Genomic DNA, 20854 nt, shown 5'->3' with positions numbered 1-20854 from the left:
GCGGAGCGGAACCGCTCGGGCCGGAACGCGCTCAGCAGGCGACCGGACCGCCGCGCCGAGACAGCGCGGCGCCTCGCTCCGCAGCCGGAGCGGGACTGGCGCGCCGCGGCCCGTCCCCACTGGACGCCCTGCCGGACCGGCGCCGGCAGCGGGGCGAACTCCGCGGCCCGCGGCGCACCGCACTCCGGAGGACGAACGCCTCCTCCGCGATGCGCGGACGGGCCACCGGCGTCGCGGCAGGCGATCAGCGAGCGGGCGGCTGGTAGTTCTCGATGCGCCGCAGCAGGTTCCGAATCCGGAGGGCGTGCAGCGGGGAAAGGGCGTACCCCGGGTAGCTGGCGAACCAAGCGGCGCTGCCCAGGCTCACCGCGTCAGCGCCGGCCCAGAAGTACTCCCGGCAGTCGTCCCAGTTCCGGATGCCCCCGGTGGCGATGATCGGCAGGGCGACCCCCGCGTCCCGCAGCTCCTTGACCACGCGCAGCCCGATCGGCTTGATCGCCCGGCCGGACAGGCCGCCGAAGCCGTTCTTCAGCAGCGGCTCCCCGGTTTCCGGGTCCAGCCGGAGCCCTTTGACGGTGTTGATCGCGGTCAAGGCCGAAACACCGTGCTTGGCGGCCAGCTCGGCGTGCGCGATGTAGTCGTAGTCCGGGGACAGCTTCAAGATCACCGGGTGGTTGCTGCGCGGCACGGCCTCGACCAGCACCGATTCGATGATCTTGTTGAAGTCGAAGTTGACGTTGTGGCAGGAGACGTTGAACTCGACCGCCGCGATGTCGCCGGCCGGCACCCGCTCGTTGATCTTGTCGACGAGGGTGACGAACTCCTCCGCCGAGAACCCGCCGACCGAGATGATCGTGTTCTGCTCGCGGGTGCGCGGGTAGTAGTCGCGCAGGTAGGCGTCGATGCCGACGTTGCACCAGCCGAAGGCGTTCAGCCAGCCGCCGTCGACCTGGCGCAGCGCCTGCCCGTACTTCTTGATCAGCGCGGGCAGCTCCCGCAACGGCCAGACGTCGCGGGTGGTGAAGTGGCCCTCCCGGGGTTCGACGGTGACCGTGCGGGTGGTGACGGCACCGAACCGCTCCAGCGGGACGAACTGGGAGATGGGGCTCATCCCGTAGGGCACCAGCTTGGCGTTGGCCACGCCGTAGCCGAGCAGGCTCGAGGAGGTCACCAACCGGTTGCGCAGGTGGATGTCCCCGAGCTGCACCCCGGGCTCCCGGGGGAAGTCCCGCACCAACCGAAGGTTGCGCTGCTGAGCTACGCTCACGTGTCCTCCCGCCTGCTGGGCTTTTGGCCATTGTCCCCCACCGGTGGCCGGAGCCGGGCGAGGGGGCACCTCGCCGGAGACCGGGGCGAGCGCAAACGCGAATGCGCTTCAGCCAGCTCGGCGGTGGGATTTCGCGTGTTCGCCTTCCACGTGATTCACCGTGCCGTGCGACCGTTTCTGCCACAGCAGGATTACTGCGAATCACGGAAAGTGCATAGCAATCGCCGGAATACTCGCGCCTGCCACTCGATGTAGTTTTTTCTTCGACAAAAGGATCTTCGTCGGCCCTGTTCCCACTAACTTACTGCCGAGCAGGCAATCCTTGAAAGGCCAGGGGCATTGACAACGACGACCAGTGAACCGGTGAGGAACAACGAGCAGGTTGACGAAGCCGAGCAACCGGCAGTCAAGTCGCTGACCGAGCAGCAAGTGCTGTTAAAGGAGCAGCGCCTCAAGCAGCGCTTGAGGTACTTCTGGCTCCTGAGCAGCCTCGGCATCGCCACCGCGCTGGGGGCAGCCACCGTCTACGGCATCTGGGCCACCAACCGCACGTTCCTCAGCTACGCCGGCCTGCTGCTGGGGATCTGCTCCACCGCGGTGGCCGGCTGGCTGGTGTTCAAGCACCGCCCGGTCATCGCCCAGCGCGCCCACGAGCTGGCCGAGTTGGAGAACAAGCACCGCATGGCGGCTGCCCGGTTCGAGCGCAACGTCAAGCAGTCCCTCCGGGTCTACCGCGCCGCCTCCTATTTGGACATCGAGTCCTACCGGCGGCAAGCGCGCCAGAACCGGATGATCCACAACTTCTTCCAAGCGATCATCATCGTCGGTTCCATCGGCGTGACCAGCCTTACCAGTGCGGGGCTCGACACCCCGCTGTTCCGCTGGTCGAGCGTCATTCTCGCCGGCATGGTCAGCATTTCCGCCGGCTTCACCGGATATTTCAAATTCCGCGAACGCGGATTCAACCAGCAGCTCACCGCTGACGCGATAGAAAAGGAATACAACGCGGTGGATTTGCGGGTCGGTGACTACGACGCAACAGAAGAAGAAGCGTTGAAACGATATGCGGTGAAGGTGGAAGCGCTGAAAGAAGAACAGCGCAAGCGGGAACTGCAGTTGGAGCAGAGCTCCACGGAGCTGAACCGGCAGAACTGAGAGCTGGCCGAGCCTGCTGGCCAGCAGCAGCCGGCAAGGGGTGCCCGCCCGCACCGGGTGGAGACTCCCCCTGCCGGCTGCTGTCGCATTGAGATCTCAGGGCGTCGGCGGTCAGCTGGCGCCGGGCACGTACTCCGCCACGGCCGCCGCGCACCGCTCCCGGGCCTCGTCGACGCCGCGCAGCAGGACCTCCGGCTCGGCCGAAAGGCCGGCCACGACCTGATCGACGCCGCGCAATCCGGCCCGCGCCAGCAGCCGCTTCTCGTTGGTGACCCACTCGCCCCGGCCGGCCAGCACCGCATGAGCGGTCTGGCAAGCAGCTTGGGCGATCGCGCCGGCGGTTTCGGCGAGTCGACCGGAACGGGCGTGATTGGCCCGGGCGTAGTCGAAACCGAGCGAGGCGTGCTGCCACCACACCTGCGGCGCGGACTTCCGCAGCGCGGGCGGGAACTCCGGCCGGGGCAGGTCGCCGTGCAGCACGCGGTTCATCGCCAGCTCGGCGAGCAGCAGATAGCTGGGGATCCCGGCGAGGTGGAACATCAGCGGCTGCCACTCGAACTGCCCTTCCCGGGCCCGCTCCAGCTGCTGGTCCACCACATCGAGATCGCGGTAGTGCACATCGACCGGCCGGCCCTCCACCGTCAACCAGGCCCCGCCGTTGAACACGCCGCCCCAAGCCCCGAGCTCGGACACCTCCCCGGGCCAGCCGAGCTCCCGCAAGTGCTGGGGCGAGAAGTGGCCCCGGTAGTAGACGGCGAAGTCCCAGTCGCTGTCCGGCCGGTGCGTGCCCTGGGCGCGAGATCCTCCGAGGGACACCGCCTGCACGCCCGGCAAACCCGCCAGCCGATCCGCCACACGTGCTTCGAAGGTCTGGGCGTCCGCCACGACTAGTCCCCTTCGGAAACCTCCCGCCGCAGCCGGCGCAAGTTGCGCATCGCGACCACGGCCTGCTCACCGTCCATCGCCTGAATGGCCATGATCGGCACGTACTCGTCGGCCGGCAGCTCCAGCCGGGCCCACGGCGCCCTCTCCGGGAAGCTGAAACCGCGCACGATCTCCCACTCGTAGTGGCGAGTGCTGACGATGTTGCGGATCTCCACTCCGCTGGCATCGGCGCGCAGGCGCGGCCGCATGAACAACAGCGCCCCCGCTGCCAGCAACACCCCGATCAGCACCATCGCGACCTGATCGGAAGTCCGGAAGACCGCGCCGGTGGAGCTCTGCGGGAGCAGCGCGCCCACGACGGCGAACACCACGACGAAGAACACGGCCAGCGGGATCACCACTCGCCGGACCTTCCGCGGTCGCACTTCGACCCGATCCGTCACCTGAGCACTCACAGGAACCCTCGCTCGTTGTTCCAGCTGCGCAGGTCCCGGAGCGCCAGCGCCGTCTCGAGAGCCGCCGCGGTCGCTTCGTAGCCCTTGTCCTCCGTCGAGTCGGGGAAGCCTGCCCGCGCCTCGGCCTGCTCCAGGGTGTCGCAGGTCAGGACTCCGTTGCCGACAGCGGTGGACTCGTCGAGCGCGACCCTGGTCAGCCCCTGGGTCACCGAATCGCAGACGTATTCGAAATGCGGAGTGCCGCCGCGGATGACGACGCCCAGCGCCACCACGGCGTCGCACTGGCGGGCCAGCTCCTGGCAGACGACCGGCAGCTCGATCGACCCCGGCACCCGCACGACCTTCGGGTCGCCGATCCCGGCCTCGGAAGCGGCTGCCAACGCCCTGGACAGCATCTGCTCCACCAGCCGCTCGTGCCAGCGGATCGCAGCGATGCCGAGCCGCAGGCCCTCCGCCTTGGGCACACCGACCCGCGGCCGCCCTTCACCACTCATGCCGTCACCCCGGTGTCACCGCTGATCGAGGAGTCCTCCCCCTCGTCCAGATATTCCAGCACGTGCCCCATCCTGTCCCGCTTGGTGCGCAGGTAGCGGATGTTCTCCGGATTCGGCCGGACCGGCAGCGGCACCCGGTCCACGATCCGCAGCCCGTAACCCTCCAGGCCGATCCGCTTGGCCGGGTTGTTGGTCAGCAGCCGCATCGACTTGACCCCGAGGTCGTTGAGGATCTGCGCACCCTGGCCGTAGTCCCGGCTGTCCACCGGCATGCCGAGCGCCACGTTGGCGTCCACCGTGTCCGCACCGCGGTCCTGCAGCTGGTAGGCCTGCAGCTTGTGGATCAGCCCGATGCCCCGGCCTTCGTGCCCCCGCATGTAGAGCACGACACCGCGGCCGGCTTCGGCGACCTTGGCCATCGCCGCGTCCAGCTGCGGCCCGCAGTCGCAGCGCAGGGAACCGAGCACGTCACCGGTCAAGCACTCGGAGTGCACCCGGACCAGGATGTTCTCGCCGTCCCCGATTTCGCCGTAGACCAGCGCGATGTGCTCGATGCCGTCGAGCGTGCTGTCGTAGCCGATCGCGCGGAAAGTTCCGTGCCGGGTGGGGATCCGGGCTTCCGCGACCCGCTCCACCTGCTTCTCGAAGCGGCGGCGGTAGGCGATCAGATCGGCGATGCTGATCAGCGCTAAGTCGTGCTCGTCGGCGAAGACCTCGAGTTCGTCGCGGCGCGCCATGTCCGCCTCGGACTTCTGGCTGACGATCTCGCACAGCGCGCCCGCCGGTTGCAGCCCGGCCAGCCGGGCCAGGTCCACCGCGGCCTCGGTGTGCCCGGGCCGGCGCAGCACCCCGCCATCGCGTGCGCGCAGCGGCACCACGTGCCCCGGCCTGGTGAGGTCCTGGGGGCCGGACTTCGGGTCGGCGAGCACCCGCAGGGTCGTGGCCCGGTCGGACGCCGAGATACCGGTCGTGACTCCCTCCGCGGCGTCCACGGTCACCGTGTACGCGGTGCCCTTGCGGTCCTGGTTCCAGTAGTACATCGGGGGCAAGTCGAGCCGGTCGCAGTCCTCACCGGTGAGCGCCACGCAGATGTAGCCGGACGTGTAGCGCACCATGAAGGCGACCAGCTCGGGGGTCGCCTTCTCCGCCGCGAAGATCAGGTCGCCTTCGTTCTCCCGGTCCTCGTCGTCGACGACGATCACCGGGCGGCCGGCAGCGATGTCGGCCAACGCGCGCTCGATGCTGTCAAACTTGCTGTCACTCACCGTGCCTGCACCCTTGTTCTCCCGGCCGTCCCGCCCGGGGCTGGCCGATTCCAGGTTCACCGGGCCTCCCCGACGCCGCCATTGTCCTCCGAAACGCCTCCGGATCCACGGTCCGGTCCGCCGAGAAGCGGCTGCGCGAGCCGTTCCAGGTGCTTGGCCAGCACATCCACCTCGATGTTCACTTCGTCACCCGGCTCGCGGAACCCCAGGGTGGTCAGTTCCTTGGTGGCGGGGATCAGGGCGACGCTGAATTCGGCGTCCCCGGCCTCCACCACGGTCAGGGAAACCCCGTCCACGGTGATGGAGCCCTTCTCCACGAGGTAGCGGGAGAGCCGGCTGGGCAGTTCGAACCGGGTGAGCCCGGAGGGCTCGGTGGCGCGCACCACAGCCGTGCCGTCCACGTGGCCCTGCACGATGTGCCCGCCGAGCCGCTCGCCGAGGGCCATCGCGCGTTCCAGGTTGACCCGGTCTCCGACGGAGACGTGCTTCAACGCGGACCTGCGGAGCGTCTCTTCGACGACGTCCACGCTGAACTCATCGCCTGTGAGATCGACCACGGTGAGGCAGACGCCGTTCACCGCGATCGAGTCCCCGTGCTTGGCGTCGGCGACGACCTTGGGGCCCGAGATGGTCAGCCGGCACCCCCCGTCCTGCTGCTGGACGCCCGTGACCGCGCCGAGTTCCTCAACGATCCCGGTGAACACTCGTTTCCTCCCGTCCGCACCCGGGCCGCCGCACGGGGACCGCACTCACCCGCACGTCAGGTCCGCACATCGACACTTCTTCCACTTCGAACCGCAGAGCCTGGGAGATCGTTCCCACCCCGGCGTCGCCCAGCGCGGCCCGCCCGGATCCGAACAGCATCGGCGCGACGTAGCCGATGATCCGGTCGACGCAACCGGCGGCCAGGAACGCCCCGGCCAGCGTGGGCCCGCCTTCCAGCAGCACGTCCACGATCCCGCGCCGGGCGAGTTCGGCGAGCGCACCGGCGGGGTCGCCGCCGGGCAGCTGCACCGTCTCGGCCGAGTCGTCCAGCACTCGCGCTCCGGGGGGAATCGGCCGGTCTCCCACGACCACCCGGAGCGGTTGCCGGGGCAGCAGCGTTCCGTCCGGGTGGCGAGCGGTCAGCTGCGGGTCGTCCGCCAGCACGGTTCCGGTGCCGGCGACGATCGCGTCCACTTTGGCACGGATCTGGTGCACCTCGGCCCGGGAGTCGGCGGAACTGATCCACTTGCTGCTCCCGTCGGCCGCTGCTGACCTGCCGTCCAAAGTAGCGGCGTACTTCCAGGTCACGTGCGGTCGACCGGTGCGAACGAAGTGCAGCCAAGCCCGCAGCGGGCCGTTGGCCGCCTCGCGGGCGAGCAGACCGGACTGCACCTCGACCCCGGCGGCGCGCAGCACCTCAGCACCGCCGGCGGCCTGCGGGTTCGGGTCCGACACCGCGTGCACCACGCGGGCGATGCCGGCTTCGCGCAGCGCATCGGTGCACGGCGGGGTGCGGCCGGTGTGCGCGCAGGGCTCCAGCGTCACCACAGCGGTGCCGCCGGCGGCTCGTTCCCCGGCTTGCCGGAGGGCCACCACTTCGGCGTGCGGTCCGCCCGGGGGCTGGGTCGCCCCCACTCCGACCACCGCGCCGGAGGCGTCCAGCACGACGCAGCCGACCGGCGGATTGGGACTGGTGGTCCCGCGGACCTGCTCGCTCCGATCGATCGCCGTGCGCATGGCAGCGGCCAGCAGCTCCGGGGCGGACACGGCGCCCCTCCCTTCCCCGACGTGCGCCGGCTCGCACCGGCGACCGCAATCACTGCCTGACTTTGGCGAACGCGGGGGCCGCCTTGGCCCGCAGCGCCTCGATGGCCTTGGCGGGGTCCTCCGCTCCGTAGACGGCCGAACCCGCCACGAAGCAGTCGACTCCGGCCTCGGCAGCTTGCTCGATGGTGTCGGGGTTGATGCCCCCGTCGATCTCCACGAGGAGGTTCAGGTGGCCGGTGTCCACCAGGTTGCGGGCTTTCTTGACCTTGCTGAGCACGTCGGAGATGAACTTCTGCCCGCCGAAGCCCGGCTCGACCGACATCACCAGCAGGGTGTCGTAGTGCTTGAGCACCTCGACGTAGGGCTCCAGCGGGGTGTTCGGCTTGATCGACAGCCCTGCCTTGGCGCCGGCGGCCCGGAGGTCCTTGGCGATGGCCACCGGGTCCTTGGCCGCCTCCACGTGGACGGTCACGTTGTGCGCACCTGCTTCGGCGTACCCGACCGCCCACCGGTCGGGGTCTTCGATCATCAGGTGGCAGTCCATGGGGATGTCGGTCACCTTCAGCAGCGACTCGACCACCGGCAGCCCCAGCGTCAAGTTCGGCACGAAATGCGCGTCCATGACATCGACATGGAGCCAGTCCGCACGACGGCCGGGCTCACCGTTGACAGCAGAAACCTCGTCCGCCAGACGGGCGAAATCAGCGGACAGAATGGACGGCGCGATCATCGGCTGGTTGGACACAAGCGGAGTGTAAAGCCCGTCCCCCGGCCGAGGCGGTCGGGGCGGCTTCAGCTCTCCTCCGCGTGCTGCGCCCTGCGCCGCCGGATCAAGTAGTAGACGGCGCACAGCAGGAGCACGAACGGCACCCCCGCTTTCCAGGCCACGCTGAACTGCTCGGTGAACGGCGTGGTCAGCAGGACCGCGGCGAGGAAGAGCATGGCCAGCACCGTGGTCAGCGGCGCCCCGGCCAGCCGCACCGGCGACGGGGGCAGCCCCTGGGCCGCCCGCTGGCGGCGGAACACCAGGTGGCTGACGAAGATCAGCAACCACACCACGAGGGCGCCGAACAGCGCCATGCCGAGCAGCATCGCGAACGCGTTCTCCGGCGCGAACACCGAGATCGAAGCCGCCAAGGCCAAGCCGAGCGCCGACAGCAGGAGGGCGCGCCGGGGCACCCCGCTGCGGCTGACCTTGGCGAACCAGCGCGGCGCGTAGCCGTCGGTGGCCAGCGAGTGGGTCATCCGCGCGGTCAGGTAGAGGTTGGTGTTCATCGCCGACAGCGCTGCCGTGAGCACCACGAAGTTCATGATCCCTGCCGCGGCCGGGATGCCCGCCATGCTGAACAGCCGGACGAAGGGGCTCTGGGTGACGTCCTCGGACGTCGACACCTGGTCCCACGGCAGGATCGAGACCACCACGAGCATGCCCAGCACGTAGAACAGGCCGAGCCGCAGCACCATGTTCCGGGCGGCTCGGGGGACGTCCTTGCCGGGGTCGCGGGATTCGGCCGCGGTCAGGGAGACCGCTTCGGTGCCGATGTAGGAGAAGGTCACCACGGTCAGGGCCAGCCAGACCGCGCCCAGTCCGTTGGGCAGGAAACCGCCGTGCTCGCTCAGCGCCTCGAAACCGACTGCCGGTCGCCCTGGCAGCCCGAAGAAGATGTAGCAGAGGCCGAGGCCGATGAACGCCACGATGGTGACGACCTTGACCATGGCGAACCAGTACTCGAACTCGCCGAAGTAGCGCACCGCGGCGAGGTTCACGCCGAGCATGATCACCGAGAACGCCACGACCGGCACCCATAACGGCAGCTGCGGGTACCAGAACTTGACGTACAGGCCCGCCGCGATCACCTCGCTGCCGATGTTGACCACCTGCGCGGCCCAGTAGATCCACCGGGAGACGAATCCGGCCAAACCGCCCAGGTAGCGCTGCGCGATGGCGCCGAAGCCACCGGCCTCCGGGTGCACGACCACCATTTCGGCGAGCGCGAAGGCCAGGGTCAGCGCGGCCAGCGCGGCCACCGCGTACGCGATGACCACCGCGGGGCCGGCGATGGAGATGGCCAACCCGGAGCCGAGGAACAGGCCGGTTCCGATTGCGCCGCCGATCGCGATCATCCCGACCTGGCGGCTGCTCAGTTCCCGGCGCAGTCCGGTCTGCTGCGGCGGTGCGGTCTCGTGGGCCACTGGTGCGCCTCCTGCTCGACGTGTGCCAGCACAACGCGACGAGCACCTTACGGCACCTGTGCAGCCCGCTGGCCAGCACTTCAGTCACAGCACCGCAACAGCCCGGACACTCGCCGGCTCAGCGCGGGAGATCGACTTCCACCGGTGTGCCCTCGGTCACCGACCGGCTCACCGTGCAGTACTTGTCGACCGCCCGCTGCACGGCTTCGACCAGTTTGGACCGCTCCGGCTCGGACAGGCCGCTGAGGTCGTAGTTGAAGCTGACCTGCACGGAGGCGAACTTGTGCGGCTCTTCGGGCGATTTCGTCCGATCCGCCCGCACGGTGAGTTCCGCGTCCTGCCCCAGTCGCCGGACCAGCAGGTTCTCGCCGGTCAGCGCGGAGCAGCCGGCTATCGCGGCCAGCAGCAGCTCGCCGGGGGTGAACGAGTCGGCCGCGTCCTCCCGGCCGATGGCCACCTTCCCACCCCGCGGGTTCACCGCCATGAACGCGTGCTGCCCGGTCCGGGTCACTTCAACGGGTGTTCCTGACATGTCGTACCGCCCGAATGTCGTGCTGCTTTCCGGCTGCTCGAGGTCAACCTGCGAGCACCCTATTCGTTCTTCCCGACGCGCAACAGCTCATTCGGCGGTTTCGGCCAGGCCGACGTCCGGAGCGCCTTCGAGGGAGCGCAGCAGGTGGGCGAGTCCGGTGGCGATGGCTTCCCGTTGTCGAGCGGTGAGGCCGGCCAGCACCCGCTGCTCGGCGGCCAGGTTGCGGGCGAGGGCGCGATCGGTCAGCTCCTCGCCGGCTCGGGTCAGCTGCACGCGAGCTCGCCGGCGGTCCCGCTCGTCGGTGGCCCGTTCCAGCAGGCCGCGTTCGGCGAGCGCCTGGATCCGCTTGGTGACCGCTGCCCCGGAGGCCACGGTCAGTTCGTTGAGCTTGCCGGGGCTGACCGGGGCGCCGGTCCGGCGCAGCGCGCACAGCAGGTCGAACTCGGCCCGGTTCAGCCCTTCTTCGGCCAGCACGGCGTCCAGCCGGTGCCGCAGCACCGCCGCGGCTCGCAGCACCCTCCCGATCACCTCCATGCTCGAGGTGTCCAGGTCGGGGTGCACGTCCCGCCACTGCGCCCTGGCCGCTTCGATGAGGTCAGGTGTTCTGTTCATCGCTTTTTATTTCACTTGTAAATTAATAGCGTATTATGGAGGAACGTGCCCCGTACCGTACTCGTTCGAAACCTCCAAGACACCTTCCGACTCCGGCGGATGGAAGCCATCGCCTGGCCCGCGCTCAGAGCTTTCCTCTCCATGCTGGTGCCGATGGTGGCGCTGCTGGCCGCCGGTCGACTGGACCTGGTCGCCGGCGCGGTCTTCGGGGCACTGACCAGCGTCTACTGCCGCAGCGAGCCGTACCGGCAGCAAGCCCGAACGCTCGCCGCGGTCGCGGTGACCATGGTCGTCTCGGTGGCCATCGGTGACCTGATCGCCGTCCACGGTCCCTCCGGGCCGTGGCAGGAAGCCCTCTCCCTGCTGGCCACCGCGCTCGTCGGCGCGATCACCACCGCAGCGGCCACCGCCGTGAAGCTCGGCCCGCCCGGCGGCCTGATCTTCGCCTTCGCCACCGGAGCCTGCTCCCACCTGCCGCTGAGCCACGCGGACCTGCCGCTGCACCTGCTGGTGACCGCGCTCAGCGCCGCCCTCGCCTGGGGCGTGAGCATCGCCGGGGCCGTGGTGATCGGGCTCGGCCCGCAACGGCGCGCCGTCGCCGCCGCCCTGGAAGCCACCGCTGCCCACGTGGAGGCGCGCCTGGACCCGACCGCCCGGCACCGCGCCGCGGTGGCCGTGGAAACCGCCTGGAACAGCGTGGCCAACGTGGGGCGCCTGCACCGCGACTCACCCGACCACCTCGCCCTGGTGCAGGCCACGCAGCTGTGCGAGAACTTGCTGTTCTCCGGCGAGGCGGACCCGGCAGCCCTGCGGCGCGCAGCCACCGCTGCCCGCAGCGGAACGGCCTTCGGCGAACTGCTCGGCGACGTCGCCGCGGAGGCCGCCACCCCACCGCCTCCGGCCTCCCGTTGGAGGTTGATCCGCGGTGTTCTCGTCGCCGCCCTGCGCCCCGGCCAGCACGCCAGCTCCTGGCTGGTGCCCTACGCCTTCCGAGTCGTCGTCGCCGCCCTGCTCGGCAGTCTGCTCACCCACCTGCTCGGCATCGGGCACGCCTACTGGGCAGCCGTCTCCGCGGTCTCGGTCATGCAGGCCACCAGCACGTCCACCTCGGTGCCCCGGATGCTGCAGCGCGTCACCGGAACGATCGGCGGCGTGCTCGTCGGCCTGGGGCTGCTCACCGCCGACCCGCCGGCCTGGGCGATCATCCTCCTGCTGGCCGCCCTGCAGTGGGGCGCGGAACTGACCGTGCTGATGAACTACGCGTTCGGCCTGTTCTTCGCGACCCCGGTCGCCCTGCTGGTGAGCGCGTTCAACTCCTCCGCCCCACCTGCGGAAATCGCCTCCGACCGGCTCTGGGCGACCCTGCTGGGCGCCGCGGTCGCCGTCGCGGTCAACTGGGTCTCGCCGCCCCGCGCCTGGGTGGCCCGGGTGCGCACGGCGATGGACCGGGTGCACCAGCTCACCGCGACCGAACCGGTGCCCCGGGCTGAGCTCCGCAAAGCCCTGATCGAACTGCACGAGGCCTACGACGTGGCCAGCGGCGAGGTGCGCAGCTCCAAGCTGCCCACCGAACAGCTGCTGGAGCTCTCGCACCGGGCGCACGCCGTGCTGGAAGAAGCCGGCCAGCGGAGCTCCGCGGACGCCGCGCCCCGGCAGGGCTGAGCACGCGGCGCTCGACCGCCGCCATCCCACCGCCCCCGCTGCTCCGTTCGGCGAAGTCAGCCGGTGACGCGCAGCAACGCGCAGAACATGGCGTCCGTTCCGTGGCGGTGCGGCCAGAGCTGGACCGCAGGTCCCCCACCCAGGTCCGGCACCCCGGGGAAGCACTCCCGGGCATCGATCTGCTCGACCGGCGCCCGGCGCACCACATCGGCCACCACGCCCTCGGTCTCCGCCAGGTGCGGGGAGCACACCACGTAGCCGACCACCCCGCCGGGCCTGGTCAACCGCACCGCCGACAGCAGCAGTTCCCGCTGCAGCTTGGTCAGCTCTCCGACGTCGGAAGGCTGGCGGCGCCAGCGCGACTCCGGGCGGCGGCGCAACGAGCCCAGCCCGGTGCACGGGGCGTCCACCAGCACCCGGTCGTAACCCGGTTCCAGTCCGGGTTCGCGGCCGTCGGCCACGTGCACCGAGACCGAGAGCCCCTCGGTCGCCTTGCGCACCAGATCAGCGCGGTGCGGCGCCTGTTCCACCGCGTCGAGCTCGCCGCCGTCCAAAGTGATCAGCGCGCCGAGCAGGGCGGCCTTCCCGCCCGGGCCGGCGCACAGGTCCAACCACCTGGAATCCGATCCGGAGAGCTCGGCGCGGGTGAGCGCCAAGGCGACCAGCTGGCTGCCCTCGTCCTGGACGGTGGCGAATCCCTCCTTGACCGGTTCCAACTCGCCCGGATCCCCGGACCCCGCCTCCAGGTGCACCCCGTACGGCGAGTAGGGGGCCGGATCGCCACCGGTGATGGCGGCCAGCTCGTCGGCGCTGATCTCCCCCGGCCGGGCGGTCAGGTGCACGGCCGGACGCGCGTCGTCAGCGGCCAGCGCCGCGGCCAGTTCCGCGTCGCTGTCCTCCAGCGAATCCGCGAAGGCCTGGGCGATCCAGCGCGGATGCGCGTGCCGCAGCGCCAGATGCCCCACCGGATCGGTGTCCGGGTCCGGTGCGATCTTGGCCACCCAGGTTTCCTCGTCGTGCTCGGCCACCCGGCGCAGCACGGCGTTGACGAAGCCGGCGAGCTTGGTCCCGGAGTGCATCCGAACGATGTCCACAGTGGCGGCCACCGCGGCATGCGCCGGAATCCTGGTCCGCAGCAGCTGGTAGGCACCGAGCCGCAGCGCGTCGAGCAGTTTGCCGTCCACTTCAGACAGCGGCCGGCTGCTGCACTCGGCCAGCACGGCGTCCAACAGCCCCTGCGCCCGGCACGTCCCGTAGGTGAGCTCGGTGGCCAGCGCGGCGTCCCGCCCGGTGATCTGCCGCTGCTGCAGCAACGCCGGCAACGCCAAGTTGGCGTAGGCGTCGCGCTCCCGCACCGCGCGCAGCGTGTCCACCGCGGCCAACCGGGCCGGGTCGACGTCGACCGGCCGCGCCGGGTTGGGTTTCCGCTTCGGCGGACGGTTCCGTGCCGGCCGAGCCGGCCTGCGACGGTGGTTCACTGGAGCAGCTCCCCTTGTTCGATGCGGGCTCCGCGAGCCCAGTCGGTGGCGGCCATCCGTTTCTTCCCCGGAGCCTGCACCTGGCCGAGGGCGACCGCCGTGGTCGCCGTCCCCACGAGCACCCGCTTGCGCTCCACCCGGATCTCCCCCGGGGGCAGCTCCACGTCCGTCACCGACACCGGCCCCAACTTGAGCCGCTCGCCGCGGAACAACGCCCAAGCCCCCGGATCCGGGGTCACCGAGCGGATGAGCCGGTCCACCGCAACAGCCGGCTGCGCGAACTCGGCCTTGGCGTCCTCCACCGTCACCTTGGGGGCGTAGCTGACCCCTTCGGCCGGCTGCTCCTCAGCTCGAACGGTGCCGTCCTCGATCCCGTCCAGCGTCTTCACCATCAGCTGGGCACCGGAGCGGGACAACCGGTCCAACAGGTCGCCGGCGGTGTCGGTCGGGCTCACCTGCTCGGTGACCACACCGAAGACCGGCCCGGCGTCCAACTCCGGAACCAGCCGGAAGGTGGTGGCTCCGGTGATCTCGTCCCCGTGCCGGATGGCGGCTTGCACGGGCGCGGCCCCGCGCCACGCCGGCAACAGCGAGAAGTGCAGGTTGACCCAGCCGTGCCGGGGGATGGCGAGGGCTTCGGGGCGCAGCAGCGCCCCGTAGGCCACCACCGGGCAGCAGTCGGGCGCCAGCTCCCGCAAGCGCTGCAAGAACTCCGGATCGGAGGCCTTGTGCGGGGTGAGCACCTCGATGCCGTGCTCATCGGCGACCGCGCCGACCGGCGAGCGCACGAGCTTGCGGCCGCGCCCGGCCGGCGCGTCCGGGCGGGTCACCACGGCGACGACCTCGTGCCGCTCCGAAGCGATCAACGCCTCCAGGGTGGGAACCGCAGCAGCTGGTGTACCGGCGAAGACCAGACGCAATTTACCGACCCCCGAACAACGGATGCGGATTTTCCTTGATCACCGGCACGTTGCCGTCGAACCACTCCGCGCTGCGGATCTCCCGCAACGCCTGCTTGCGGGTCTGCTCATCCAACCGATCGACGAACAGCACACCGTCCAGGTGGTCGGTTTCGTGCTGGATGCACCGGGCGAGCAAGTCCGTTCCCTCGACCTCCACCGGCTCGCCGTGCATGTTCCAGCCCCGGGCGACCACGTGCCGGTACCGGCGGCAGTCCCAGCTCATGCCCGGGATGGAGAGGCACCCCTCCGGGCCGTCCTGCTCCTCATCACCGACCACGTCGAACGTCGGGTTCACCAAGTGCCCGGCGAAACCGTCGCAGTGGTAGGTGAAGACCCGCAGGCTCACCCCGAGCTGCGGCGCCGCGAGCCCGGCCCCGCCCTGCGCCTCCATGGTGTCCCACAGGTCCTTGACCAGGTTTCGCAGCTCCTTGTCGAAGTCGGTCACTTCCGCTGCCCGGGTGCGCAGCACGGGATCCCCGAAAAGCCTGATCGGCTGGACGGTCACGTGAACTCCTGGAGGTCTACGGTGCGGCTTGCGACTAATCGAGTTTAGTCGCTGGCCCGCACCCGACCGGGGCCCGGGAGCTGCTCACCCGTCCCGTTCAAGGAGTCGGCAGCACGACCGCCGCGGATCCGCCGCCTCGGCGTTCCGGCTCGGCCGCCGCGATCCACCGGCCGTCCGGCAGCCGCTCCACCCCGGTGGCCGCACCGATCTCCGCGGTTTCGGTGAACTCGTGCCCCAGGGCGCGCAGCTGCTCAGCAGCCGGTTGCGCGAGGAAACCGGGTTCGGCCTGCGTCTGGGCTGCGTTGCGCTGCGAGGCCCGCGGCTGCGCGATCGCCTCCACAAGGGACAGCCCGCGGTCGATGCGCCCGGTGAGCACCTGCAGCACGGTCGTGATGATCGTGGCGCCGCCCGGGCTGCCGACGGCCAGCAGCGGCTCGCCGTCCTGCAGCACGATCGTCGGGCTCATCGAACTGCGGGGCCGCTTGCCCGGCGCGGGCAGGTTGGGGTCCGCTTGCCCCGGCACGGCCGGGGTGAAGTCGAAATCGGTCAGCTCGTTGTTGAGCAGGAACCCGCGCCCGGGGACGACCACCGCGTTCCCACCGGTCTGCTCGATGGTCAAGGTGTAGGAGACGACGTTCCCCCAGCGGTCGGCCACGGTCAGGTGCGTGGTGTTCGGCCCTTCGTACGACGTCGGGGAAGCGGTTCCCGCGTCCTGGCAGGGCTGCGGGTTCCGCGGATCCGCGGCGGGCACGGGAGCCGGCAGCACCGCGTCGTCCTCGATCAGGCATTCCCGGGACCGGGCGAACTCGGTGCTCACCAGCTCTTCGGTGGGCACCTCGGTGAACGCCGGATCCCCCACCCAGCGGTTGCGGTCGGCGAACGCCAGCTTGCTGGCTTCCAGGAACCGGTGCAGGTATTCGGCCTGGTCGACCTGGGACAGGTCGGTCTCCTCCAGGATGTTGAGCGCTTCGCCGACGGTGGTGCCACCGGAACTGCCCGGCGCCATCCCGTACACGTCGAGCCCCCGGTACTCGAGGTGGACCGGTTCCCGCTCGATCGTCCGGTACTCCCTCAGGTCGGCCATGGTCATGCCGCCGGGACGCACCTCGCGCTCAGCTGCCGGGTCGACCGGCGGAGCGTTCACCGCGTCGACCACGTCCTGGCCGATCTCCCCCTCGTAGAAGGCCTTCAACCCCTCGGTGCGCAGCAGCCGGTAGGTGTCGGCCAGATCGGGGTTGCGCAGCACGCTGCCCACCTCGGGCAGCTGTCCGCCGGGCAGGAACAGCTCCCGGGTGGCCGGGAAGTCCCGGAACCGGTCCTCGTTCTCCGCGGTCTGCTCCCGGAAAGCGGCGTCGACGACGAAACCTCGCCGGGCCAGTTGCTCGGCCGGTCGCAGCACTTCGGACAGGCTCTTGGTCCCCCACTTGTCCAGCGCGTGCTGCCACGTCAGCGGAGTGCCGGGCACACCGACGCTGAGCCCGCTGGTGACCGCCTCGTCGAACGGGATCGGTTGCCCGTTCTCGACGAACATGTCCTCCGCGGCCGACCGCGGCGCGGTTTCGCGCCCGTCGATCGTCTCCACCTCACCGGTCTCGGCGTCGTAGTGGACGAAGTAGCCGCCCCCGCCGATCCCGGCCGAGTACGGCTCGGTGACGCCGAGCGCCGCGGCGACCGCGACGGCCGCGTCGGTCGCGGTGCCGCCCTCGCGGAGCACCTCGATGCCGATCCGGGTGGCGTCCGGGTCGACACTGGACACCGCGCCCCCGTAACCGACCGCTTCGGCTTGCTTCGGCGGCTGCGGCGGATTCTCCGCCGAGTGAGCCACCGGGGAGAGCAATCCGGCAACCACCGCTGCGCTCAGGCTGAGTCCGACAAGTCTCGCTGGCATCGCCACCTCCAGGACCGGCCACGCATACTCTGCCGGCACTGGACGCGTCGGACAACCGCAAGCGCTCCCGCCGCGGTCCAGATGGGCCAGTTGGCCGCCTCCCCCGACCACCGACCGGAGCAGTGCCCGAGCTGCTCGCTCCCCAGTGGAGGCACCAGCGGTGGCACGGTGAGTCCACTGCAGACCGGAAACGGCGTTCCCCCGGCGCAGCGACGCCCGAAGCCCTCGGGGCGTTGGAGGACTACAGCAGCTCCAACGGGTCGAGCCGGACCTGCAGCTCCGCGGCCTTGCGAGCGGCCCGCTGGGCTTGGGCGGCCCGCAGCGCACCGGCCAGTTCGCGGCTCTCGGTGCGGTCCACCCGCACGATCAGCCGTTCCCGGTCCGCGGTCCCGTCTTCGCCCACTTCGCCCAGCGGCACCGGGCCGAGCACTTCCGCCGACTCCGGCAGCTCGGCGGAATCCACCAGGGCCTCGATGGTTTCCGGCGCCCCGTCCACCGCAGCGACCCGACGGGCCGGTGGGAACCCCAGCTCGACCCGGTCGGCCAGTTCCCGAGCGGCGAACCAGGCCGGATCCCAGCGGACCAGGGCTTGCACCGGAACGAGGGCGGAGTCGGCCATCACCACCACGCGCCCGCCTTCCCGGGCCGGGCGGACCAGGGCGGCCGCGTCGAACCACAGCCGCAGTGCGGTCTCCGCGGCGCGCAGCTCCGAACGGCCCAGCAGCGCCCAACCGTCGAGCAGCAGCGCTGCGCCGTAACCCTGCTCAGCCACCGGCTCCGCGCCCGGGGTGCACACGATCAAGGCGGGTTGGGCGGGCACCGAGGCCAGCACGTTGCCGCCTCCGGACGTGCGCACCGCGACGTTCGGGAACGCCCGCCCCAGTTCTTCCGCGGTGCGGCCGGCCCCGACCACGACGGCCCGCAACCGGCGGGAACCGCACGCCGGGCAGCGGAAAGCCGCTTCCACGGTGCCGCACAGCTTGCAGGCCGGCGGGTTCGGCTGCCCTTCGGAGCTGCCCGGCAGTGCCAGCAGGCCGCTGCAGCGGCGGCACCGGGCCCGCTCGCGGCAATCCGCGCAGGCGAGCGCGGGCACGTAACCGCGCCGGGGGACCTGGACGAGGACCGGGGCGCCCGCTGCCAGTGCCGCGCGGGCGGCTTCGAAGGCCACCGACGGCAGGCGCGCGGCCCGCGCCGCCGGGTCCCGGGCCAGCTGGGTGTCGTCCTCGCCGATGGCGGTCACGCGGGGAGCGGCTGCCCGGACCGCACTGCGGGGGGCGGTGAGCTGGTGGGCCCATCCCGACTCCACCAGCAGGGCTGCCTCGGCGGTGCGGGAGAAGCCGCCCACCAGGAAAGCCGCGCCGGTCGCGTGCGACCGCAGCATCAGCACGTCGCGGGCGTGCGGGAACGGGACCTGCGGATAGCTGTGCAGTTCGTCGCCGTCGTTCCACACCGCCACCAGGCCGAGGTCGCGCACCGGCGCGAACATCGCCGCCCGCGTGCCAACCACCACGCGCACCACGCCGCGCAGCACGGCGAGCCAGCGCCGGTAGCGCTCCGCGGGGGACAGCTCCCCGGCGAGCGCCACCACTCCCCGCTCCCCGACGAGCCGCGCGCACGCGTCGTGCACCCGCTTCAGGTCCCGGTGGTCCGGAACCACCAGCAGGGCGCCTCGACCGGCTGCGGCGGCGGTCGCCGCGACTTCGGCCAACCTCGCGGGCCAGTCCTCCCCCGGCAGCGCCTGCCACACCGCCCGAGCCGTTTTCCCCGCGTGCACCGCGTCCAGGTAGGACTTCCCGTACTGGTACTCCTGCCAACCGGTGGCCTCCGGGCGGGGCGGTGGGGCTGCGGCCGGCTGCCGAGGAGCTGCCTTCTCGGCGGCGGCGTGGCGCGGGGGGATCACCAACCGCACCACGTCGGCCAGCATCCCGCCGTAGCGGTCGGCGACCGCGCGGGCCAAGCCCAGCAGCTGGGGGGTGAGCACGGGCTCCGGCGAGACGACCCGCTCCACCCAGCTCAAGTCCCCCGGGTAGTCGGAGGATTCCGCTCGTTCGAGCAGGAAACCGTCCACCAGCTTGCCGCGGAACCGGACCCGGATCCGGCAGCCGGCCTGGGCGGTGTCGTGCAGGCGCTCCGGGATCAGGTAGTCGAACGGTCGGTCCAGATGCGCGGGCAGCGGAATGTCGACCAGGACCCGCGCGACCGGACGCTGCGGGGCCGCCGTCTGCTGCTTCGCCTCCTTCCGCCGCCGGGATTGCGCACCTGCCATAGCACCTCTCTACCAGAAAGCGGTCGCGGTGTTCGCGCAGCACCGCTGTGCACGTGCCCGGTCGCCAGCGCAGACTCGAGTTGCGCGCGAGCCCTCCGCGCGACCTGGCAACGCGGTATGAAAAAATTTCGAGTGTTTCACGTCGTCTTCTACCACCCGGAAATCCCCGGCAACACCGGCAATGCCGTGCGCATGGCCGCTGGCTCCGGCTGCTCCCTGCACCTGATCGAGCCGCTCGGATTCGACCTGGATGACGCGAAACTGCGCCGGGCCGGGCTGGACTACCACGACAGAGCAGCCCTGCACGTCCACCCGGACCTGGACTCCTGCTGGAAAGCGCTGCAACCGGAGCGGATCATCGCCTTCAGCACCCAGTCCGAGCAGTCCTACGAAACCGTCCGCTACCGCCCCGGCGACGTGCTGCTGTTCGGCCCCGAATCGACCGGCCTCCCCCGCGACGTGCTCGCCACGGCCACCGTGCAGGTCCGGATTCCGATGCTCCCCGGCATCCGTTCGATGAACCTCGCCAACTCCGCGGCCGTCGCCGTCTACGAAGCGTGGCGTCAGCAGGGCTTCGCCATGCCGTGATCCCGCGACCGCGTCCACGGCCAGGTGAGCAGAGCCCAGGCGGCCATGCCCACCACCAGCTCCACCACCAGGTACCAGGGCCACCCGCCCATCAGGTCGAGCAGGGAGGGGTTGTCCGGTTTGCTGTTGACGAAGCCGTAGTTGGTGCCCGCCGAGGAGTTGAACCCCAGCACCAGCAGCCCCCAGCCGACGGTGACCGCCACCGAGAGGCGGTAACCCCGCCAGTTCGGACGCAGCCCCACCCCCCAGGTCAAGAACACCGCGCTCCACACCACCAGCAGGTGTTGGCCCCAGAACTCGATGAAGTCCACGTGCGGGAAATCCGGGGCGTCCAGCGCCGGAGTGAACACCGCCTGCGGTGCGAGGGTGAGCCCCCAGTAGTACGTGAGCGCGCAAGTCCGCTGGTCCTGCCGCCACAGCGCGTGGGCAGCAACCGGCCAGGCGATGTCGCACAGGTGGAACGGGAGCGAGACGGCCACGTCGAACTGGGCCGGCAGCAGCCGGTAGACCAGCAGGGGTAGCTGGAAGGCCACGATGACGACCGCGAAGGTGCGCGCCACCGGCCTGGGATCGCGCACCCGGCCGCCGAGCACGCCGAACACCAGCGCACCCGCCAGGAGCACCCCGATCAGCACCCAGTGCGACGGGCCGTAAGCGACGAAGGTGCGCTGCGCCAGGCCGAAGAGCACGGCCTCAGCTTAGGGCCGTCGCGCGCCCTGCTCGTCGTCGAACGCGAAGGACGTCAGCCGCGCAAGGGTCGCCCCGGGCGAGCTGACGTCCGCGAGAACACCGGTGCGGATCGTTGTCGTCCGGTCACAGGCCGGCGGCGTTCTTCAACGCCTCCGCCCGATCCGTGCGCTCCCACGGCAGATCCACATCCGACCGACCGAAATGA

The 20854-nt window shown here is 70.7% G+C and carries 20 protein-coding genes; 3 read left to right on the top strand and 17 right to left on the bottom strand.

Annotated elements, in window-relative coordinates; all coding sequences use genetic code 11:
• Positions 1-244: 244 nt before the first annotated feature.
• Complete coding sequence (locus SREC43747_RS0109820) at positions 245-1267, bottom strand: beta/alpha barrel domain-containing protein (RefSeq protein ID WP_029721040.1); 1023 nt, start codon at positions 1265-1267, stop codon at positions 245-247.
• A 363-nt stretch (positions 1268-1630) separates the two neighbouring features.
• On the opposite strand from SREC43747_RS0109820, the gene SREC43747_RS21695 reads away from it, so the two are divergent.
• Positions 1631-2422: a DUF4231 domain-containing protein gene (locus tag SREC43747_RS21695; RefSeq protein ID WP_201768663.1), complete on the top strand. Its 792-nt coding sequence runs from the start codon at positions 1631-1633 to the stop codon at positions 2420-2422.
• A gap of 111 nt (positions 2423-2533) precedes the next feature.
• On the opposite strand, the gene SREC43747_RS0109810 is transcribed toward SREC43747_RS21695, so the two are convergent.
• From SREC43747_RS0109810 to SREC43747_RS0109765, 10 genes are all read right to left on the bottom strand, one after another.
• Positions 2534-3307 carry a nucleotidyltransferase domain-containing protein gene (locus SREC43747_RS0109810; RefSeq protein WP_037331703.1) on the bottom strand — a complete coding sequence of 258 codons (774 nt, stop codon included), beginning with the start codon at positions 3305-3307 and terminating at the stop codon, positions 2534-2536.
• Positions 3308-3309: 2 nt separating this feature from the next.
• Entirely contained in the window at positions 3310-3750 is a 441-nt protein-coding gene (locus SREC43747_RS0109805) for a PH domain-containing protein (RefSeq protein WP_236623117.1), read from the bottom strand.
• Positions 3751-3758: 8 nt separating this feature from the next.
• The gene (ribH, locus tag SREC43747_RS0109800; protein ID WP_029721036.1) at positions 3759-4256 is read right to left on the bottom strand and encodes a 6,7-dimethyl-8-ribityllumazine synthase; all 498 of its coding nucleotides are present in this window, start codon (positions 4254-4256) and stop codon (positions 3759-3761) included.
• The gene (locus SREC43747_RS0109795) at positions 4253-5521 is read right to left on the bottom strand and encodes a bifunctional 3,4-dihydroxy-2-butanone-4-phosphate synthase/GTP cyclohydrolase II (protein ID WP_037331714.1); all 1269 of its coding nucleotides are present in this window, start codon (positions 5519-5521) and stop codon (positions 4253-4255) included. The genes ribH and SREC43747_RS0109795 overlap by 4 nt, the downstream gene beginning before the upstream one ends.
• Before the next feature lie 56 nt (positions 5522-5577).
• On the bottom strand, positions 5578-6225 hold the full coding sequence (locus SREC43747_RS0109790; protein WP_029721034.1) for a riboflavin synthase: 648 nt from the start codon (positions 6223-6225) through the stop codon (positions 5578-5580).
• Positions 6206-7243 carry a bifunctional diaminohydroxyphosphoribosylaminopyrimidine deaminase/5-amino-6-(5-phosphoribosylamino)uracil reductase RibD gene (gene ribD, locus SREC43747_RS0109785; protein WP_051387919.1) on the bottom strand — a complete coding sequence of 346 codons (1038 nt, stop codon included), beginning with the start codon at positions 7241-7243 and terminating at the stop codon, positions 6206-6208. Before ribD ends, SREC43747_RS0109790 begins: the two co-directional genes overlap by 20 nt.
• A 79-nt stretch (positions 7244-7322) precedes the next feature.
• A complete protein-coding gene (gene rpe, locus SREC43747_RS0109780) occupies positions 7323-8003 on the bottom strand; it encodes a ribulose-phosphate 3-epimerase (RefSeq protein ID WP_037331711.1) in 681 nt (226 codons plus the stop codon).
• Positions 8004-8065: 62 nt separating this feature from the next.
• Positions 8066-9466 carry an amino acid permease gene (locus tag SREC43747_RS0109775; RefSeq protein ID WP_029721031.1) on the bottom strand — a complete coding sequence of 467 codons (1401 nt, stop codon included), beginning with the start codon at positions 9464-9466 and terminating at the stop codon, positions 8066-8068.
• 118 nt (positions 9467-9584) lie between these two features.
• Complete coding sequence (locus tag SREC43747_RS0109770; RefSeq protein WP_236623116.1) at positions 9585-9977, bottom strand: OsmC family protein; 393 nt, start codon at positions 9975-9977, stop codon at positions 9585-9587.
• Between the two features lie 108 nt (positions 9978-10085).
• Positions 10086-10610 (bottom strand): MarR family winged helix-turn-helix transcriptional regulator, encoded by a 525-nt coding sequence (locus SREC43747_RS0109765; RefSeq protein ID WP_029721029.1) that lies wholly within the window; start codon positions 10608-10610, stop codon positions 10086-10088.
• Positions 10611-10709: 99 nt separating this feature from the next.
• On the opposite strand from SREC43747_RS0109765, the gene SREC43747_RS0109760 reads away from it, so the two are divergent.
• Positions 10710-12272, top strand: coding sequence for an FUSC family protein (locus SREC43747_RS0109760; RefSeq protein ID WP_162832386.1), 1563 nt, complete (start codon positions 10710-10712; stop codon positions 12270-12272).
• Positions 12273-12328: 56 nt separating this feature from the next.
• Here SREC43747_RS0109760 and SREC43747_RS0109755 read toward each other — a convergent pair whose 3' ends face one another.
• The 5 genes from SREC43747_RS0109755 to SREC43747_RS0109735 all read right to left on the bottom strand — a co-directional run bounded on the left by SREC43747_RS0109755 (position 12329) and on the right by SREC43747_RS0109735 (position 19371).
• Entirely contained in the window at positions 12329-13750 is a 1422-nt protein-coding gene (locus SREC43747_RS0109755) for an RsmB/NOP family class I SAM-dependent RNA methyltransferase (protein WP_029721027.1), read from the bottom strand.
• A complete protein-coding gene (gene fmt / locus SREC43747_RS0109750) occupies positions 13747-14670 on the bottom strand; it encodes a methionyl-tRNA formyltransferase (RefSeq protein WP_029721026.1) in 924 nt (307 codons plus the stop codon). The genes SREC43747_RS0109755 and fmt overlap by 4 nt, the downstream gene beginning before the upstream one ends.
• 1 nt (position 14671) lies before the next feature.
• A complete protein-coding gene (gene def, locus SREC43747_RS0109745; RefSeq protein ID WP_029721025.1) occupies positions 14672-15217 on the bottom strand; it encodes a peptide deformylase in 546 nt (181 codons plus the stop codon).
• 97 nt (positions 15218-15314) lie between these two features.
• The gene (gene ggt, locus SREC43747_RS0109740; protein ID WP_029721024.1) at positions 15315-17105 is read right to left on the bottom strand and encodes a gamma-glutamyltransferase; all 1791 of its coding nucleotides are present in this window, start codon (positions 17103-17105) and stop codon (positions 15315-15317) included.
• A 241-nt stretch (positions 17106-17346) separates the two neighbouring features.
• Positions 17347-19371 carry a primosomal protein N' gene (locus SREC43747_RS0109735; RefSeq protein WP_029721023.1) on the bottom strand — a complete coding sequence of 675 codons (2025 nt, stop codon included), beginning with the start codon at positions 19369-19371 and terminating at the stop codon, positions 17347-17349.
• Between the two features lie 132 nt (positions 19372-19503).
• Between SREC43747_RS0109735 and SREC43747_RS0109730 the strand changes: the two genes are divergently transcribed.
• Complete coding sequence (locus tag SREC43747_RS0109730; protein WP_029721022.1) at positions 19504-19959, top strand: tRNA (cytidine(34)-2'-O)-methyltransferase; 456 nt, start codon at positions 19504-19506, stop codon at positions 19957-19959.
• Here the strand turns inward: SREC43747_RS0109730 and SREC43747_RS0109725 are convergent.
• The gene (locus SREC43747_RS0109725) at positions 19935-20648 is read right to left on the bottom strand and encodes a YwaF family protein (RefSeq protein ID WP_029721021.1); all 714 of its coding nucleotides are present in this window, start codon (positions 20646-20648) and stop codon (positions 19935-19937) included. The two genes, SREC43747_RS0109730 and SREC43747_RS0109725, sit on opposite strands and share 25 nt — an antisense overlap.
• Positions 20649-20854: the final 206 nt, after the last annotated feature.

The sequence above is a fragment of the Saccharopolyspora rectivirgula DSM 43747 genome, from assembly GCF_000497205.1.
GTDB lineage: Bacteria > Actinomycetota > Actinomycetes > Mycobacteriales > Pseudonocardiaceae > Saccharopolyspora > Saccharopolyspora rectivirgula.
The sequence above is the reverse complement of the archived record's forward strand: the minus strand, read 5'-3'. Positions and strand labels throughout refer to the sequence as shown.

Bases quoted from the DNA above. Each gene is read 5' to 3' on its own strand.
- SREC43747_RS0109735 (WP_029721023.1), bottom strand. From the start codon at position 19,371: ATGGCAGGTGCGCAATCCCGGCGGCGGAAGGAGGCGAAGCAGCAGACG.
- ribD (WP_051387919.1), bottom strand. From the start codon at position 7,243: ATGCGCACGGCGATCGATCGGAGCGAGCAGGTCCGCGGGACCACCAGT.
- rpe (WP_037331711.1), bottom strand. From the start codon at position 8,003: ATGATCGCGCCGTCCATTCTGTCCGCTGATTTCGCCCGTCTGGCGGAC.
- ribH (WP_029721036.1), bottom strand. From the start codon at position 4,256: ATGAGTGGTGAAGGGCGGCCGCGGGTCGGTGTGCCCAAGGCGGAGGGC.
- SREC43747_RS0109760 (WP_162832386.1), top strand. From the start codon at position 10,710: ATGGAAGCCATCGCCTGGCCCGCGCTCAGAGCTTTCCTCTCCATGCTG.
- ggt (WP_029721024.1), bottom strand. From the start codon at position 17,105: ATGCCAGCGAGACTTGTCGGACTCAGCCTGAGCGCAGCGGTGGTTGCC.
- SREC43747_RS0109765 (WP_029721029.1), bottom strand. From the start codon at position 10,610: ATGAACAGAACACCTGACCTCATCGAAGCGGCCAGGGCGCAGTGGCGG.